The sequence below is a fragment of the Dermatophilaceae bacterium Soc4.6 genome, from assembly GCA_039889245.1.
GTDB lineage: Bacteria > Actinomycetota > Actinomycetes > Actinomycetales > Dermatophilaceae > Lapillicoccus.
The window spans coordinates 1-16,470 of record JAZGVH010000002.1 but is presented as its reverse complement, the minus strand read 5'-3'; the positions used below and the strand labels follow the sequence as shown (position 1 = coordinate 16,470).

17 protein-coding genes and 2 pseudogenes are annotated in these 16,470 nt (G+C 71.3%); 6 read left to right on the top strand and 13 right to left on the bottom strand.

Annotated elements, in window-relative coordinates:
• Positions 1-41: 41 nt before the first annotated feature.
• The 7 genes and pseudogenes from V3N99_00105 to V3N99_00075 all read right to left on the bottom strand — a co-directional run bounded on the left by V3N99_00105 (position 42) and on the right by V3N99_00075 (position 7,998).
• On the bottom strand, positions 42-1,082 hold the full coding sequence (locus V3N99_00105) for an SGNH/GDSL hydrolase family protein (GenBank protein ID MEO3935136.1): 1,041 nt from the start codon (positions 1,080-1,082) through the stop codon (positions 42-44).
• A gap of 124 nt (positions 1,083-1,206) precedes the next feature.
• Positions 1,207-1,935 (bottom strand): peptidoglycan DD-metalloendopeptidase family protein, encoded by a 729-nt coding sequence (locus tag V3N99_00100; GenBank protein MEO3935135.1) that lies wholly within the window; start codon positions 1,933-1,935, stop codon positions 1,207-1,209.
• Between the two features lie 73 nt (positions 1,936-2,008).
• On the bottom strand, positions 2,009-4,042 hold the full coding sequence (gene thrS, locus V3N99_00095; GenBank protein ID MEO3935134.1) for a threonine--tRNA ligase: 2,034 nt from the start codon (positions 4,040-4,042) through the stop codon (positions 2,009-2,011).
• Positions 4,043-4,421: 379 nt separating this feature from the next.
• A pseudogene (locus V3N99_00090) lies at positions 4,422-4,694 on the bottom strand (MaoC/PaaZ C-terminal domain-containing protein).
• Positions 4,695-4,706: 12 nt separating this feature from the next.
• A complete protein-coding gene (locus V3N99_00085) occupies positions 4,707-5,282 on the bottom strand; it encodes a hypothetical protein (protein ID MEO3935133.1) in 576 nt (191 codons plus the stop codon).
• Complete coding sequence (locus V3N99_00080; GenBank protein MEO3935132.1) at positions 5,275-6,630, bottom strand: 3-oxoacyl-ACP reductase; 1,356 nt, start codon at positions 6,628-6,630, stop codon at positions 5,275-5,277. The genes V3N99_00085 and V3N99_00080 overlap by 8 nt, the downstream gene beginning before the upstream one ends.
• Positions 6,631-6,688: 58 nt before the next feature.
• A pseudogene (locus V3N99_00075) lies at positions 6,689-7,998 on the bottom strand (acetyl-CoA C-acetyltransferase).
• Between the two features lie 101 nt (positions 7,999-8,099).
• On the opposite strand from V3N99_00075, the gene V3N99_00070 reads away from it, so the two are divergent.
• Positions 8,100-8,834, top strand: a complete 735-nt coding sequence (locus V3N99_00070; protein ID MEO3935131.1) for a TetR/AcrR family transcriptional regulator — start codon at positions 8,100-8,102, stop codon at positions 8,832-8,834.
• On the opposite strand, the gene V3N99_00065 is transcribed toward V3N99_00070, so the two are convergent.
• Together V3N99_00065 and V3N99_00060 are read right to left on the bottom strand one after the other, a co-directional pair.
• Positions 8,762-9,112, bottom strand: coding sequence for a hypothetical protein (locus tag V3N99_00065; protein MEO3935130.1), 351 nt, complete (start codon positions 9,110-9,112; stop codon positions 8,762-8,764). The genes V3N99_00070 and V3N99_00065 overlap by 73 nt on opposite strands.
• 10 nt (positions 9,113-9,122) lie before the next feature.
• Positions 9,123-9,761, bottom strand: coding sequence for a DedA family protein (locus V3N99_00060; GenBank protein MEO3935129.1), 639 nt, complete (start codon positions 9,759-9,761; stop codon positions 9,123-9,125).
• 324 nt (positions 9,762-10,085) lie between these two features.
• Between V3N99_00060 and V3N99_00055 the strand changes: the two genes are divergently transcribed.
• Together V3N99_00055 and V3N99_00050 are read left to right on the top strand one after the other, a co-directional pair.
• Positions 10,086-10,562, top strand: coding sequence for a hypothetical protein (locus tag V3N99_00055; protein MEO3935128.1), 477 nt, complete (start codon positions 10,086-10,088; stop codon positions 10,560-10,562).
• A gap of 75 nt (positions 10,563-10,637) precedes the next feature.
• On the top strand, positions 10,638-10,964 hold the full coding sequence (locus V3N99_00050; protein ID MEO3935127.1) for a hypothetical protein: 327 nt from the start codon (positions 10,638-10,640) through the stop codon (positions 10,962-10,964).
• On the opposite strand, the gene V3N99_00045 is transcribed toward V3N99_00050, so the two are convergent.
• The 4 genes from V3N99_00045 to V3N99_00030 all read right to left on the bottom strand — a co-directional run bounded on the left by V3N99_00045 (position 10,868) and on the right by V3N99_00030 (position 13,939).
• Positions 10,868-11,218 (bottom strand): histidine kinase dimerization/phospho-acceptor domain-containing protein, encoded by a 351-nt coding sequence (locus V3N99_00045; GenBank protein MEO3935126.1) that lies wholly within the window; start codon positions 11,216-11,218, stop codon positions 10,868-10,870. The genes V3N99_00050 and V3N99_00045 overlap by 97 nt on opposite strands.
• 116 nt (positions 11,219-11,334) lie before the next feature.
• Positions 11,335-11,856: a hypothetical protein gene (locus V3N99_00040; protein ID MEO3935125.1), complete on the bottom strand. Its 522-nt coding sequence runs from the start codon at positions 11,854-11,856 to the stop codon at positions 11,335-11,337.
• A gap of 126 nt (positions 11,857-11,982) precedes the next feature.
• A complete protein-coding gene (locus tag V3N99_00035; GenBank protein ID MEO3935124.1) occupies positions 11,983-12,150 on the bottom strand; it encodes a hypothetical protein in 168 nt (55 codons plus the stop codon).
• A gap of 319 nt (positions 12,151-12,469) precedes the next feature.
• Positions 12,470-13,939 (bottom strand): YncE family protein, encoded by a 1,470-nt coding sequence (locus tag V3N99_00030; protein ID MEO3935123.1) that lies wholly within the window; start codon positions 13,937-13,939, stop codon positions 12,470-12,472.
• 261 nt (positions 13,940-14,200) lie between these two features.
• Here V3N99_00030 and V3N99_00025 point away from each other — a divergent pair, with 261 nt between their 5' ends.
• The 3 genes from V3N99_00025 (at position 14,201) to V3N99_00015 (ending at position 16,168) form a co-directional block, all read left to right on the top strand.
• Positions 14,201-14,689 carry a sigma-70 family RNA polymerase sigma factor gene (locus V3N99_00025; GenBank protein MEO3935122.1) on the top strand — a complete coding sequence of 163 codons (489 nt, stop codon included), beginning with the start codon at positions 14,201-14,203 and terminating at the stop codon, positions 14,687-14,689.
• Positions 14,686-15,345, top strand: a complete 660-nt coding sequence (locus V3N99_00020; GenBank protein MEO3935121.1) for a zf-HC2 domain-containing protein — start codon at positions 14,686-14,688, stop codon at positions 15,343-15,345. Before V3N99_00025 ends, V3N99_00020 begins: the two co-directional genes overlap by 4 nt.
• Before the next feature lie 91 nt (positions 15,346-15,436).
• Positions 15,437-16,168, top strand: coding sequence for a hypothetical protein (locus tag V3N99_00015; protein ID MEO3935120.1), 732 nt, complete (start codon positions 15,437-15,439; stop codon positions 16,166-16,168).
• Positions 16,169-16,470 lie beyond the last annotated feature (302 nt).

Here is a 16,470-nt window from a genome sequence, read left to right as displayed (position 1 = left end):
TCACATCCGCCGCCCCTCCCCCGCCCGGCACCCAGGGCAGGTCAGCGCACCTCAGCGAAGCGCAGGTCGGCTGCGCGGATGCTCCGCGGGTCGGACAGGTCGACCCCGGCCGCGCGGGCGGCCGCCTTGGCCTGCGGTGTCGTGAGGTCGGGCAGGACGAACGGCTGGGGGGTCACCGTGGCGTCGCGCGCGGCATACCGGGCCGACTGGGCGGTGAGCTCCGGAGCCATCGCCTCGGCCGCGCGCACGACGGCGGTATCGGCCGCGACCGGCGTCCCCAAGATGGTGGACACCACCGGCGTGTAGCCGGAGGCGTGGCCCAACCGGTTGGGGTGATAGCTGTCGGTCACGGGGTTGGACAGCCCGTTGAGCCACTCCGGGCTGCCACAGACGGCGTGGCCGACGAAGGCAGAGGTCGGTGAGGAGTAGCGCACCCCCGTGGCCGCTGCCGCGGCGGCGATGACGCCGTCGAGCTGGTCGGCGGTCTGGTTGAGCCGCGTCTCCTCGGCGGGGGAGAAGAAGGTGAGGGCGTTGCAGTCCTGCCCGTTGAAGACGCGCGGGTAGCCCGACACCACGACGACCGCGTTGGGTGCCTTGGTGCGGATGCTGGAGTAGAGCGCCGACAGCCGGGCCGGCAGGGTCCCGGCGATGAACGCCTGCGCGGTGTCGACGGCCTTGGTGCAGTTGGTCAGCCAGCTCGGTGCGGCGCAGGTCGTGAGGACGGAGGCGAAGCCCGCGTCGTTGCCGCCGACCGTGAGCGTCACGACCCGGGTCGAGGTCGTCAGCGCGTCGAGCTGGGTGCGGGAGACGTCGCTGCTCGTCGCCCCCGAGCACGCGCGGAAGGTCAGGCTGTAGCCGCGGGCGGCCGCGATCAGCGACGGGTAGGCGTAGACCGAGCGCTGGCAGCTCGTGCCGTCGGAGAGGTAGGCCCGGGTGCCCACTCCCGAGGAGTACGAGTCGCCGAGCGCCACGTACGCGAGCCCGGCAGCCTGCGCCGGCACCCCGTATGCCGCGCCCGCGGCCAGCGCGGTCACGCCTCCTGCCAGGGCGGTCAGGCCCCTCCTGCTCGGGCTGGCGGACATCGCGTGCCTCTCCCGGCCGACCGACCCGGCTGGCCGTCACGTCTCCCGCGCACGGCGGGGGCCCTGGACCGTCCTGGGCCGTGCCCGGATCGTCCCACTCCGGGGGCGGTTCGGCACGCCGAGATCAGGGCCGTTCCCAGTGCACGTCGTAGGGCGGCGTGGGGAAGAGCCGCCTGACCGAGACCTGGCCGCTCGACCGTCGGCTCGGCACGTAGAGCAGACCGTCGGCGTCGGCGCCCTTCCACCCCTGGCGCTGCTGGAACGCGCGCACGGCATCACGGGTCAGGTCGAGGTAGGCGCCGGTCACCGGCAGGTGCGCCCCGAGGGCGTTGAGCCGTCGCTGGAGGGCGCGCACGCTGTCGGAGTCGCGCGTGCCGTAGGTCAGGCGCTGCCACCACACGGCGGTGGTGCCTGCGGCGGGCTGGCCGGGCTGGCCGGGCTGGCCGGGGCGGGCCGGGCTCAGCAGGGAGGTGGCGACGTCGAACTCGGGCCGGCGGTGGTTCATGTAGGCGAAGGGCGACACCCGCTCCTCGTAGTGCAGGTGCGGCCCGAACGCGTTGCCGGTCGCTCCCGACAGGCCCAGGCGCTGGCCCGCGGCCACGGCCTGCCCGCGCCGGACCTGGGCGCTCGACAGGTGCGCGTAGAGGTGGTGGACTCCCCCGCTGTCGACGGTGACCGAGGTGCCGTAGGAGCGGTCGGAGCCGACCGCGACGACCGTCCCGGCCCGGGTGGCCCTGACCGGTGTCCCGACGGCCGCCGCGTAGTCGCGTCCGGTGTGGTAGCCGGCCGACCAGTGGTGGCCGGGAACGTGGAAGTCGCAGGTGACGACGGGGTGGGTGACAGGGGCAGACATCGGTGGGCTCCTCACGGGTGGACGACACCCGTGAGGAGGCGGCAGGGGCCGCCGCTGATACCGAGGTGGGCGCCTACGTGGTCGGCCCACCGACGACGGGCGAGGTGGAGACCTGGGCCCGCGCGGCGATGGCGGCGACGATCTCGTCGACGGCCTCGTCGATCGGCACACCGTTGCGCTGGGAGCCGTCGCGGTAGCGGAACGACACCGCGCCGGCCGCCCGGTCGTCCTCGCCGGCGATGAGCACGAAAGGCACCTTGCCCTTGCTCGCGTTGCGGATCTTCTTGGGGAACCGGTCGTCCGAGTCGTCGAGCTCGACGCGAACTGCCTTGCGCTTCAACGTCTCGAGCACCGACTGGAGGTAGTCGGCGTACTCGTCGGCGACGGGGACGCCCAGGACCTGCACCGGCGACAGCCAGACCGGGAAGGCCCCGGCGTAGTGCTCGGTGAGCACACCGAAGAAGCGCTCGATCGAGCCGAACTTCGCCGAGTGGATCATCACCGGCTCCTGCCGGGTGCCGTCGGCGGCCTGGTACTCCAGACCGAAGCCCGCGGGCTGGTTGAAGTCGTACTGGATGGTCGACATCTGCCAGGTGCGCCCGATGGCGTCGCGCGCCTGCACCGAGATCTTCGGGCCGTAGAAGGCGGCCCCGCCGGGGTCGGCGACGAGCTCGAGCCCGGAGGCGGTGGCGACGTCGGCGAGCACCCGGGTCGCGACCTCCCACTGCTCGTCGGAGCCGAGGAACTTGTCCTTCTTGTCGCCCTCGGTCGCCCGGGTCGACAGCTCGAGGTAGAAGTCGTCGAGCCCGAAGTCGCGCAGGAGCGACAGCACGAAGTCGAGCAGGTGCTGGATCTCACCGGGGGCCTGCTCGGCGGTGACGTAGGAGTGCGAGTCGTCCTGCGTCATGCCCCGCACGCGAGTCAGGCCGTGCACGACGCCCGACTTCTCGTAGCGGTAGACGGAGCCGAACTCGAAGAGCCTCAGGGGGAGCTCGCGGTACGACCGCCCGCGCGAGCGGAAGATCAGGTTGTGCATCGGGCAGTTCATGGCCTTGAGGTAGTAGCTCGCGCCCTCGAGCTCCATGGGCGGGAACATCGTGTCCTTGTAGTACGGCAGGTGCCCGGAGGTGTGGAAGAGCCCCTCCTTGGAGATGTGCGGTGTGCCGACGTAGGAGAAGCCCTCCTCGATGTGCCGACGACGGACGTAGTCCTCCATCTCACGCTTGATGATGCCGCCCTTGGGGTGGAAGACCGGCAGGCCCGAGCCCAGCTCGTCGGGGAAGGAGAAGAGGTCGAGCTCGGCGCCGAGCTTGCGGTGGTCGCGGCGCTCGGCCTCGGCGAGCCGGTCGAGGTATGCCTTCAGCTCGTCCTTGCTCGGCCAGGCCGTGCCGTAGACCCGCTGGAGCTGCGGGTTCTTCTCTGACCCGCGCCAGTAGGCGGCGGCCGAGCGGGTCACCTTGAAGGCGTTGCCGATGAGCTTGGTGTCGGGCAGGTGCGGCCCACGGCACAGGTCGCGCCAGGCCAGCTCGCCGTCCTTGCGGTGGTTGTCGTAGATCGTCAGCTCGGCCCCGCCGACCTCGGCGTCGGCGCCCTCCCCGAGCTCCTGGGCCTCGGCGACCTCTCCGCCGCCGCCCTTGAGCCCGATCAGCTCGAGCTTGTAGGGCTCGCCGGCGAGCTCTTCGCGGGCGGCGTCGTCAGTGGTGACGCGCCGGCTGAAGGTCTGGCCCTCGTTGATGATCTTCTGCATCGCCCGCTCGAGGGCCTTGAGGTCGTCGGGGGTGAAGGGGGTCTCGACGTCGAAGTCGTAGTAGAACCCGTCACGGATCGGCGGGCCGATGCCCAGCTTGGCGTCGGGATGCACCTGCTGCACGGCCTGGGCGAGCACGTGAGCGGCACTGTGCCGCAGCACGTCGAGGCCGTCGGGCGAGTCGATGGCGACGGGCTCGACGGCGTCACCCTCGTGCAGCACGTGGGTCAGGTCGACGAGGTCGCCGTTGACGCGCGCGACGACGATGCGGCGCTCGCCCGCGAAGAGCGCACCGGCCGTCGTGCCCTGCTCCACCGATCGCTCGTCTCCGACGACGTGGACGGTGAGGGTGGCAGGCACGGGGTGGCTCCTTGAGGCGGGGGTCGGCCGCGGGATGCGGCCCCGGCAAGGCTATCCGTCGAGGCGCCACGCCCGCGACGCCATTGCGGGTGCGGCGGGGTGCGCCCCCGGACATGCGCCAGTGCCCCGTACAGCGTGAGTGGGCGGGTCGTGATCCACGGCGCATGTCGGGCGGCGCGGCTACTCACTCCGAGACGGCGGCCCCGTGTCATCACTCGTGTTGAAGGCGAGCCACCAGTGCTCGCTGGGCGGCAAGCCGGTCAAGGCGCGGGTGTGCGGCACGATGCGCGTCGCCCCCTGTGCTCCAAACCAGGGAAACCCTTGGTTCTGGGCTCGTTCGGAGCCCGGAACCAAGGGTTTCCCTAGTTTGGAACGGGGGTCAGGCGGCAGTGGTGCGCACGACGAGGTGCTCGCCGGGCTTCTTCGCCGGACGGACCAGCGCGGTATGCCCGTCGGCCGACACCTTCGGCAGCACCGTGCTCGGCAGCGTCACCGGTGCATTGAACCACACGTGCGACTCGCCCGCCGCCGGCACCTTCGGCCCGAGCGCGGCGACCACCTTGGCGTAGGTGAACATGCCGTGTGCGATCGCGGTGGGGAACCCCAGGGCTCGTGCGCTGAGGGCATGCAGGTGGATCGGGTTGACGTCGCCGGAGACTTCGGCCTACCGACGGCCGGTGTCCTCGGGCAGCCGCCAGGTGGCCCCGCCGGCGAGCCCCGCGAGGTCGCTCGTGTCGGACGCCTCCGCCGTCGGCGCCGAGTTGTCTCCCCTGCCACGGGCGAGGTAGGTGCTCACCGCGGTCCAGACCGGCTCGCCGTCGACCGTGACCTCGTTGACGAGGTCGATGAGCCGGCCCTGGCGGTGCGAGCGCATCGACATGGCCGAGACCCGCAGGTCGAGCACGTCCGCGGGGCCGATCGGCCTGGTCCACGTGAGGGTGTTCTGCACGTGCACCAGGCCGACCAGGGCCACCGGGAAGTCACGTCGCGACATGAGCGCCACCTGCAGCGGGAACGCGAGCACGTGCACGTAGGTCAGGGGCAGGCTGCTGCCGACGGTGAAGCCGCACACGCAGGCGTAGTCGACGACGTGGCCGAGGTCGACCACCACCCCGCGGCGCTCGGCCACCGTTTCGGGCAGCATCTTCGCGGTGCACCGACCGTTGAGGAGGGCCTTGACGAAGATCGGCCGCAGGTCGGGTGACTGCTCGAAGCTGAGCACCTGCGCCATCTCAGGCACCCAGCATGCTCTGACCACAGACCCGGAGGACCTGGCCGGTGACCCCGGCGTTGGCGTCCTGCGAGAACCACGCGATGGTCTCGGCCACGTCGACGGGCAGCCCACCCTGAGCGAGGGAGTTGATGCGGCGGCCCATCTCGCGGGTGGCGAAGGGGATCTTGCTGGTCATCTCGGTCTCGATGAACCCCGGGGCCACGGCGTTGACGGTGATGCCGCGCTCGCGCAGGTCGGTGTCGCGCCCCAGCGCCTCGACCATGCCGATGAGCCCGGCCTTCGACGCGGCGTAGTTGCTCTGTCCACGGTTGCCCGCGATGCCCGACATCGACGAGAGGACGACGACGTGTCCGCCGTCGTCGAGGGCACCGGGCGCCAGGAGGGCCTCGTCCATGCGCAGCACCGACAGGAGGTTGACGTCGAGCACCGAGTGCCAGCGCGCGGCGTCGGTGTTGGCGAGCAGCCTGTCGCGGGTGATGCCCGCGTTGTGCACGACGATGTCGAGGCCGCCGTGGCGGGTGCGGGCGTGCTCGACGATGCGCGCCCCGGCGTCGGGCGAGGTGACGTCGAGCTGGAGGGCCGAGCCGCCGTTGCGGTTGGCGACGGTCGCGAGGGCCTCGCCCGCCTGGGGCAGGTCGACGCAGACCACCGTCGCGCCGTCGCGCGTGAGCACGTCGGCGATCGACGCCCCGATGCCGCGGGCGGCACCGGTGACGACGGCCACCTTGCCCTGCAGCGGGCGGGCCTGGTCCGCGGGCGCGGGAGCCACTCCCGTGGTGAGCGGCCCGACCGACACGATCTGGGCGTCGACGTAGGCGGAGCGGCCGGAGAGGAAGAAGCGCACGGCCGCATCGACATTGACCTCGCCACCGTCCTGCACGAGCACGAGGTTGGCGGTCGCGCCTCCACGCAGCTCCTTGCCGATGGAGCGCACGATGCCGGCCAGCGAGCGCCGCACCGCGCCGAGCGCGGGGTCGGTGCCGGCCTCGTCCGACGAGGCCCCGATCACGAGGACCCTCCCCGACGGAGCCAGCACCTTCAGGGCCGGCGCGATGATCGCGCGCAGGGTCTCGAGGTGCTCGGGCGACGTCGCCGCGCTGAGGTCCGCGACGACCGCGGCCACCCGGCCGGAGCCGGGCGTCTCGCTGAGGGTGCTGAGGCCCTCGGCGTCGAGCATCGCGGTGATCCGCTTGGCCACGGGGGCGTCGCCGTAGCCCGCGACGACGACGGGGCCGTCGACCAGCGGGCCGCCGGGGGTGTATCGCCGCAGCGACACCGGGCGGGGGATGCCGAGGCGGCTGGCTACCTGCTTGCCCACGGGGCTGTTGACGAACTGCGTGTAGGTGTCACTCATGACGGATTTCCTTGTCTGAAAACGAGATCGGTATGGAGCGCTGGCGCGACAGGGTCGGTCAGGCGCCCTCGAGGATGGCCATGACGCCCTGGCCGCCCGCGGCGCAGATGGAGATCAGTCCACGCGAGCCGGTGCCCTTCTCGTGGAGCATCTTGGCCAAGGAGGCGACGATGCGCCCACCGGTGGCGGCGAAGGGGTGACCGGCAGCGAGTGAGCTGCCGTTGACGTTGAGCTCGCTGCGGTCGATCGACCCGAGCGGCGCGTCGAGGCCGAGCTTCCCCGTGCAGAAGTCGGGATCCTCCCACGCCTTCAGGGTGCTGAGGACCGTCGGGGCGAAGGCCTCGTGGATCTCGTAGTAGTCGAAGGCCTGCAGGGTCATGCCGACGCGCTCGAGCAGCATCGGCAGGGCGTAGGCCGGGGCCATCAGCAGGCCCTCGGCGCCGTGGACGTAGTCGACCGCTGCCGTCCGACCGTCGACGACGTAGGCCAGCGGCGCGAGCTGGTGGGCGGCCGCCCACTCGTCCGTACCGAGCAGCACCGTCGAGGCGCCGTCGGTCAGCGGTGTCGAGTTGCCAGCGGTCATGGTCGCGCCCTCGCCCTTGCCGATGGCCGGCGACAGCGTGGCCAGCTTCTCCACCGAGGAACCGGGCGCAGGTTGTTGTCGCGGGTGAGGCCGACGTAGGGCGTCATCAGGTCGTCGAAGAACCCCCGGTCGTAGGCCGCGGCCAGGTGCTGGTGGCTCAGGGCGGCCAGCTCGTCCTGCGCCTCGCGGGTGACGCTCCACTCCTTGGCCGTGATCGCCATGTGCTCGCCCATCGACAGACCGGTGCGGGGCTCGACGTTGCGCGGGATCTCGGGGGCGAGATGGGTCGGTCGCACCCCCGCGAGCGCCTTGATCTTCGCGCCGGTGGTCTTGACGTTGTTGGCTTTGATCAGGGTCTGGCGCAGGTCCTCGTTGAGGGCGATCGGGGCGTCGCTGGCCGTGTCGCTGCCGCCGGCCAGGGCCGAGTCGACCTGCCCGAGGGCGATCTTGTTGGCGACGAGGATGACCGTCTCCAACCCGGTGCCACAGGCCTGCTGCACGTCGTAGGCGGGCGTGGTGGGGTCGAGCGCCGACCCGAGGACCGCCTCGCGGGTGAGGTTGACGTCGCGACTGTGCTTCAGGACCGCGCCGGCGGCGACCTCGCCGATGCGCTCCCCGGCCAGGCCGTAGCGCGCCACGAGCCCGTCGATCGTCGCGGTGAGCATGTCCTGGTTGCTGGCCCTGCCGTAGGCCCCGTTGCTCCGGGCGAAGGGAAGGCGGTTGCCTCCGAGGACGGCGGCGCGGCGCGGGCTGCTGGGCGTCTGGGCAGAGGCACTGCGGGCCACGGGGGGTCTCCTTCAGGAGGGTGGGTGACGCCACGAACGGCTCGGATACTTATCAGTACCGAAGGTAGCGGATATTCCTGGTACCTGCTACCTTCTCGAGCGTGACGAGCGACGGACGCAGCACCCGGTGGGCCCAGCACCGCCTGGAGCGACGCACGGAGCTGGTCGAGGCCACCCTGCGCGCGATCCGCGCCCACGGCGCCCGGGTCGGGATGGACGAGATCGCCCTCGCCGCTGGCACCAGCAAGACCGTCTTCTATCGCCACTTCACCGACCGCAACGGGCTCTACCAGGCGGTCACCGAGCGGGTCGACGCACTGATCCTGCGCGACCTCGGCCGGGCGCTCGGCGAGGCGGGCACCCCCCTGGTCGCCCTCCACGCCGCGCCGGCCGAGATCGTGTCGGCGGCCATCGACTCGTACCTCGCGCTGGTCGAGAAGGATCCTGAGGTCTACCGCTTCGTCGTGGCCGCGCCCATCCTCGATCGCGGCGACCGGCACGCGGTCGGTGACCCAAGCTCGAGCGTCACCGGGCACGTCGCCGCCCAGCTCGAGATCGTGCTCCACGAGGCGCTCCGAACCTCGGGCTACGACGTCGCACCGGCGCCGGTGTGGGCCCGTGGGGTGGTCGGCATGGTGCGAGCCGCCGCCGACGCCTGGCTCGCCGAGGAGGCCGGGCTCGCCGGCATGCCGCGGGCCGAGCTGACCCGCCACCTCACGGTGCTCGCGTGGACCGGCCTCGCGACAGCCTGGCCCGGGGGCGCTCAGGAGGCCGGGCTGCCGACCGTCACCTCGTCGCCGACGGACAGCGTGCCGGGCACCGGCACGTCGGCGTAGACGCCCGGACAGCCGCGGGCCGGTCCGGTGACCTCGAGCTCGACCTCGCCGATGCGCAGCCGACAGCCCACCAGGGCCTCGAGCCCGACCGTGTCGATGTCGATCACGAGGTTGGCCCGAGGGTGCGACAGCACGTAGTCGGACGCGGTCACGAGGTGCACCGGTGACCCCTTGCGACGGTCGCCGTCGAGACCCTCGACCCCGACCGCCACGCTGTCGAGCGACTGACCCGGCTCCTCGGCCACGGGGTTGATGAGGATGCTCGAGACGGTCGCCATGCCGGGGAGCCTAGGCCTGTCCGGTCCGGCCGGCCGACTCCTCGGCCTGGGTGTGGCGGTGCTCGCGCACCCGCCACACGACGAGGGCGACGACGACCACGACACCCACGGCGATCGCTGCATACCGGCCGAAGGTGCCCTCGACCTTGGCGTACGAGGCCCCCGCGACGTAGCCGATGCTGACGACCACAGCGCCCCACAGGATGCCGCCGGCGGCATTGAAGGCGAGGAAGCGCGGATAGCGCATCTGCGAGGTGCCCGCGAGGGCGGGCATCACGGCCCGGAAGAAGGCGGTCCACCGGCCCAGGAAGACGGCCCAGCCGCCGCGCTCCTTGAGGAAGTCCTGCGCCTTGCCCAGGCCCTCGCGACGCTTGTCGAAGAGCTTCGAGCCGAGGATGCGCGGGCCGAAGTGCTTGCCGACCTCGTAGCCCACCGAGTCGCCCACGATGGCGGCCGCGATGACGACTACGAGCACCGCCCACAGCGGCACGTGTCCCGTGTTGGCCGCGACCCCACCGAGGACGGCGGCGGTCTCGCCAGGCAGCACGAAGCCGACGAAGAGCGCGTCCTCGGCGAAGACGATCGCCCCGACGACGAGCAGGACCACCCAGGCGGGGGCGTTCAACAGGGGATCAAGGAGGCTCGACACCACCGAATCGTATGCGTTGCTCGCCGGGAGGGTGGACGTGAAGGGACTCGAAGACGGGGTTGGGTGATTTCCGATCTCGGGTAACGTGTTCACCCCCACCGAATCCCGTTGCCCTGTAACCTTTTTGGACGACCTGGTTGGGTGACACGAGGTGACAGGTGGAGACACGGCATGACCCTCATCTGACACGAATCTGACACGACTGACGAGGCTCGTCGACCGCCCGAGCATCGGGACGAAGGAGACCACCGATGGCCAAACGCAGCTTCGGGTCGATCTCGCGCCTGGCCAGCAAGCGCTACCGGGCACGCTCTACCGGCCCCGATGCCCGGTGGCACAACGCCCCGAGCACCTTCACGACCCGTCTCGACGCCGAGGCCTGGGTCGTGGACGAGCGACGCCTCCTCGACGCCGGCACCTGGACCTCCCCCACCGCCCGGCGCGAGAGCCAGCGACTGGCCGAGGGCCCATCGGGTCGGCAACACCTTCGGAGCCTTTGCCCGCACCTGGCGCGCCGCCCGCCACGACCTGCGCCCCACCACGCGCGCCAGCTACGCCACCGCCATCACCCCTCACCTCGAGCCCCTCTTCGGCGCGACCCCCCTGACCGAGATCACGACCCTGGCCGTGCGGAAGTGGTTCGCCACCTACGGCGACCTCGACCTCGACCTCGACGCGGGCGCCCTGCGTGTGCGCCAGGGCGCGATCCGCATCAAGGGCGCCCTGGTCGCCGGACCACCCAAGACGGCCGCTGCCGTCCGCGACGTCGCCATGCCCGCCCTGGTCGTCATCGCCATCTGAGACCACCTCGCCACGACCGCCCGCACCACCGTCGCCCGAGACGACCTCGTCTTCTCCGGCCGCGACAGCCAGCTGATGGCCGCCACGACCTTGTACGGCGGCGTCGCCCGCACCGAACGACGCGGCGGCAACACCTACCAGAAGGGCGCCTACGGGTTCTTCGCCGCCCGCGAAGCCATCGGCCGACCCCAACTGCACTGGCACGACCTGCGCCGCACCGCCGCCACTCTCGGACCCCAGTCCGGCGCCAGCGTCCGCGAGATGCCACACCGACTCGGCCACACCACACCCGCCATGGCCCTGCACTACCAAGCAGCCACCGCCGACCCCGATCGCATCATCGCCGACCGCCTCCAGGACGCCGTCGACCGGCTGACGGCGGGACCGTCGATGGCCGTCTGAGTTCCGTACGCCACGTGCAGGGTGAGCTGCAGCCGTCCTTGCTCGGCGCTGGAGACCTCGTCGATGTTGTCCGCCAACTGCGCGAGCCGGTCGGTCTGCTCGGCCAGGACCGCGCGGGACTCCGGCCCGAGGGTCGCCACACAGTGGTGCAGCCCTTCGTGGAAGGCGCTGAGGGTCGCGATGGGCGTAAGGAGCTCGTGGGCCAGGTCGGAGAGAAGCCGCCGCCTCGTGTCCTCGACTCCCTCGAGGCGGATGGTGCGTGGGCCGAGTCGGCCGTCCCCGGAGGTAACGGTCGGCGATGCGTGGCCGGAGAGTTCGCGTGCTGACCCCGTACGGTCTGCGGCTGCAGCGGTCGACTGGTAGGACGGGACTACTTGACGGTCACGGTGATCTTCTTCATGACGACCATTCCGCCGGACATGGCGGGCAGGTCGGCTCCGGTGACCTTGGGGAACTCGTAGGTGCCGATGGTGTGGTCGTCGACGTGCAGCATGGGCCAGTAGTCACCGGTGGTGATGCCTCCGGGGGTCGGGATGACGACCTTGGTGGAGGGGCCGGCGGGGACGGCGGCGTAGTACTTCACCGGACCGGGCTTGCCTCCGGCGTCGGCGTGCAGGGCGATCCAGCCTCCCTTTCCGGCGGCGTCGAGGGTGACGGTGGCCACGACGACGGATTTGCCGTCGCTGGTCTGGTTGGCGGCGTCGAGTGAGCCCGAGGCTGCGGCGGCCGGGCTCGTGGATGGTGCGGGCGAGGTCGAGGCATCGGCGGACGCGGTGCTCGAGACCGGGGCGGCCGCCGGTGGTGCGGTGGTTCCGCTGGAGCCGCAGGCGCTGACGGTGACGAGGGCCACGGCGACTGATGCGACCGTGAGGGTGGCGCGGAGGGGGTTCATCGGGGATCTCCTGGAGGTGAGGGGTGTAAAGGGTGCGGGAGCGGCTTCAGTGGACGGTCAAGGTGCCGTGCATCGAGGGGTGCACGGTGCAGTGCACCGGGTAGACGCCCGGTGTGGTGGGGACGGTCAGGGTCCCTGGGGTGGTGGTGTCGAAGTCCCGGAGTCGAAGGAACCGTCGTCGGCGGTCACGGTGTGTGGCTCGCTGTCCTCGTCGCGAAGGGTGATCGTCTGCCCGGGGGAGGCGGTGAAGGCGGGGAAGGCGTAGGTCTTGATGGTGGAGGGGGCCACTGACACCGGGCCGGCCGCCGCACTCGAGACCTGGGGTGACGCCCCGGGTTCAGCGGCCGATGTCGAATCAGGGGCATGGGCGCCTGAGCTGCAACTCGACACCGCCAGCACGACAGCGGCCAGCACGGGAAGAACGCGGATGACGCGAAGCGCGCGGATCACGCTACGCGGCGACGTCATACCCGGGGATACGCACCCCGCCCGCGATCGGTTCACCCGGGCGCGAGGTCACCCGTCGGAGCCGTCCCGCCAGCGCCCTCTCGCGAGGACGCCGGGGTTGTTCCGCACGGGCCGGACCCGGCTGGTGGTCCCGGCCGCCAAGAGGTCACTGCCCGGGACGGATCTGCACGGTGGTGATGTCGTAGACGCCGAGGAACTTCACGAAGGCCAGGACCTGCGGTGCTGCCCCTTGTGCGTCGGCGGTGAAGGACATCAGGGGGACCCGGTCGTCGCCTCGTCTCGCGTATGCGGTGTAGGTGGCGTTGGGGGTCAGGCCGCTGCCCTGGAGCTGGACCATGTCGAGACCCTTGACCCCCCGCACGGTGACCAGGACGTGGCCCGGGCCGGCGGTGACGGTGGCCGCGGCGTTGCGGACCGGCTGGCCCAGGCCCTGGCGGACCAGGTTCTGGGTGCCCGGGCCGGTGGGGACGGCGCCGGCGACGTAGACCAGGGCCTGGCCCTCCTGCCCGACACGCAACGTGGTCGTGCGCGTGCGGGTGGCCGTGTCGATGATGTCGACGCTGTCCGAGTGCTCGTTGACGACATAGACGGTGGAGTTGTCCGGGCTGGGCCAGATGCCGTGCGGCTCGACCCCGCTGGAGGGGACGCGACCGACCAGCACGGGGGGGTGGCCGGGGCGGCGTCGGTAGATCTTCGTGGTGTTCTCGCCCCCGATCGTCAGGTAGACGTAGCCGGCGCCTCGGGTGGTGACGAACGCGGGGTGGTTCGTGTCCGCCCCGGTCGTCAGGACGCTGGTGACCGTCCCGGAGCGCAGGTCGACGACGCTGACCTTCCCGACCTTCTTGTGCGCTGCCCACAGCTCACCGCCATCGGGTGAGAGGGCCATGTCGGAGCAGAACACGTCGGCCAGGCCGGTGATGCGCTGGACGACCTTGCGTGACGACACCTGGATGACGTCGATGGTGGCCGAACGAAGGTGGTTGACGTAGGCGTAGCGCCCGTCGGGGCTGAACAGCACCTTGGAGGGTCCGTCGTCGGTCGCCACGTGCCCCACGACCCCGCCGTGGAGGGCGTCGACGATGTCCAGCTGGGCCAGGGCGCGGTCGGCAACCCACACGGTGGCTCCGTCGGGGGAGAAGAAGCCCTCGTGCGAGGCCCGCCCGACGGACGTCTGGGACACCACGGAGTTGTCGACCGTCCGCAGCACCGTGACGGTGTTGGTGGTCACCGAGATCACATCGAGGTAGCGCCCGTCCCGGGAGAAGCCGAGGCCGTGGACGTCGACGTCGCGCAGGTACTGCGGCCCGAGGTCACCGCCCAGACGCTGGTCCCCCAAGGCGATCGTCCCCAGCACCGTGCGGGTGCGGGGGTTGATCACGGTGACCGTGTTCGAGGTCTGGTCGGCGGTGTACACGCGGTCGGCCCGCCCGATCGGCGGCGCACCGGGCAGGGCCGGAGCCTGGATCGGGTCCGCCGCCCGAGGCTGGTGGGCCGGCTGAGCCTGCGTGGGTCCGGCTCCGACGCCCAGCGACAGCGCACAACCCACACCCACCGCGGTGACGAGTGCCCCAGCCGCGGTGACCCGCCGGGACAGGGATCGATGGACAAGGCGCATGACGTCTCCTTCAGAGGGAACAGCGGGCAGGGGTCCTGCCCGCTCGGATGCCACCGGGGCCGTACTCGTCCCGACATGGGTGACACCGTCTCGGTGTGACACGGTGGACGAGCCCGGATGGTTCACGCCTCGATTCCACCCGGTAAGCCGACGGGCTCGAGCGAGGTGGTGAACCGCTTGACGACCCTCGTCGTGTACCCAGGCATGCGGGACGCCAAGCAGACGGTAAGGAGCCCGCAGGCACCGTCGGACGAGCAGCTGATGACCGCACTGCACGACGCCCACGCCGGCGCGCTGTTCGCGTTCGCCCTGCGCTACGTCGACGACCGCGACCAGGCGCGGGACGTCGTGCAGGAGACCTTGCTGCGGGCTTGGCGCAACCTGGACAAGATCGACCCCGCACACACCAACCCCCGGGCCTACCTGTTCACCGTCGCACGGAACCTGCTGACCGACCAGTGGCGGGCCGCCCAACACCGACCCCGACTCGTCAACGACGATGCCCGGCTCGAGGCCCACCAGGCACCTGAGGAGCTCGACGGTGCCATCGAGGGATGGCTGGTCGTGGCCGCGTTGCAGCGGCTGACACCCCAGCACCGTGAGGTGATCGAGGCCTTGTACTACCAGGGCGACAGTGTCGCCTCGGCCGCCGCCAAACTCGGACTTCCCCCGGGCACGGTGAAGTCGCGGACCTACTACGCCCTGCGGGCACTGCGCGTGATCGTCGACGAGATGGGAGTGACCCGATGAGTGAGAACCACCAGGACGTGCGCCTGCTGCTGGGCGCGTACGTGCTCGGGGCCCTGGACCGGCCCGACGTCCTGCAGGTGGAGGAGCACCTGTCGGGGTGTCCGGCCTGCCAAGACGAGGTCGCCGACCTCGCCACCTTGCCCGAGGTGCTGCGCCGCCGACCCCCGACGGACGCCGCGCCCCCCCGGCCGCCCACCCCCACCGAGCTCCTGCCCGCCCTGCTGCACCAGATCGCTGACCAGCGACGCCGCCAGCGGAACCGGTGGGCCCTGGGGGCGGCGGTGGCGGCGTCCGTGGCGGCGCTCGCCGTCGGCGGCGGGGTGGCCCTGCTGACCCGGGAGCCCAGCCCCACCGGTCAGCAGATCGCCCTCAGCGCCACTGCTGGATCCGCCGTCGGGCACGTGCAGCTGACGGTCAAGCCCTGGGGAAGCGCCCTCACCGTCGACCTGTCGGGCCTGCCCGTACGGGGCCCGTTCGTCCTGCAGACCACCGCCCGCGACGGCCACCACGAGCAGGCCGCCACCTGGGCCGCCACCGGCACCGGCACCGTGACAGTCGTCGGCGCCACCTCGGTGACCCCGGCCGACGTGACCCGGATCACCGTCCTCGGCCCCGACGGACAGGAGCTGGCCCACACCACCACCCTGCCCGGATGAACCAAACCCGCACCGCTTCCGTACACACCTCCGTACACGCCTACGTATTCGGCGTCACCAGTCACCAGCCACCTCGAGCCAGGAGCACCCCGTGAAGATCACCTCGCCCCGCCGCCACACCCTCATCCTGTCCGTCGCCGCCCTCGTCGGCGTCGCCGCCCTCGCGCCGGTCCTGCCCTCAGCCTTCGCCGGCACCACCACCGGCACCACCACCGGCACGGCGGCCTCCGGCAACGGCGACTCCCACTCCCAGCCCGTCCACATCGACGTCCAGGCCCCCAGCTCGGGCGACAACGCCGGCACGGAAGGCAAGGGCTGGTTCGTCGACCTCGACATCGACTACCCCGCCACCGGCCCCGACGGCCTGACCGCCTCCGGCTTCACCGGGTTGCAGCTGACCGGCCCGGCCGCCCACAACAACATCGCCCCGTTCCCCGGCACCTTCTCCACCGGCCAGGACGACCGGCTGCCCGGGCTCGTGGTCCTGACCTCGACCACGAACCGCACCGTTCCCGGCTTCTCCGGCCCCGGCACCAACCTGGCCAACCTGTTCAACCTCACCGGCATCACCAACCGGAGCGCCGAAGAGACCGAGATCTGGGACACCTGGATCGTCGGCGCCGCCATCGCCGGACAGAACATCAACACCACCGTCACCGTCGCCGTCGTCGCCGACCTCAACCACAACGGCATCTACGACGACGCCCCCGCCGTCGTCACCGACATGAACGGCGACGGACTCGTCAACGCCAAGGACCTCGCTGCCCTCGGTGTGGCCAGCAACATCAAGACCGTGACCTTCCACCTCAACGGCGCCAAGTAGGCAGCCAGTACGGCGCTCGGCCGGAGTAGCACCGCGTTGACAACCGTGAGGTGGCCTAGCTCGGGTTAACCAGCCCATTGGCTCCGGCGGCGACACCGTCCTCCTGCGCTGCATCCGTCGCATGACCCACGCCCAGCAGTCCCGCAGGGCAAGAGGTCTGCAGCGAGGCGGGGTCGCTGGCGCGGGTGCCAGATCGCGTGCAAGGTGCGGGGCATGCTGAGGTCGCGGACCGTGATGCGGGCGAGTCGACCGGTCGCCAGATCTCCTTCGATGGCGAGGAACGACTGGATGGTGGGAATGCC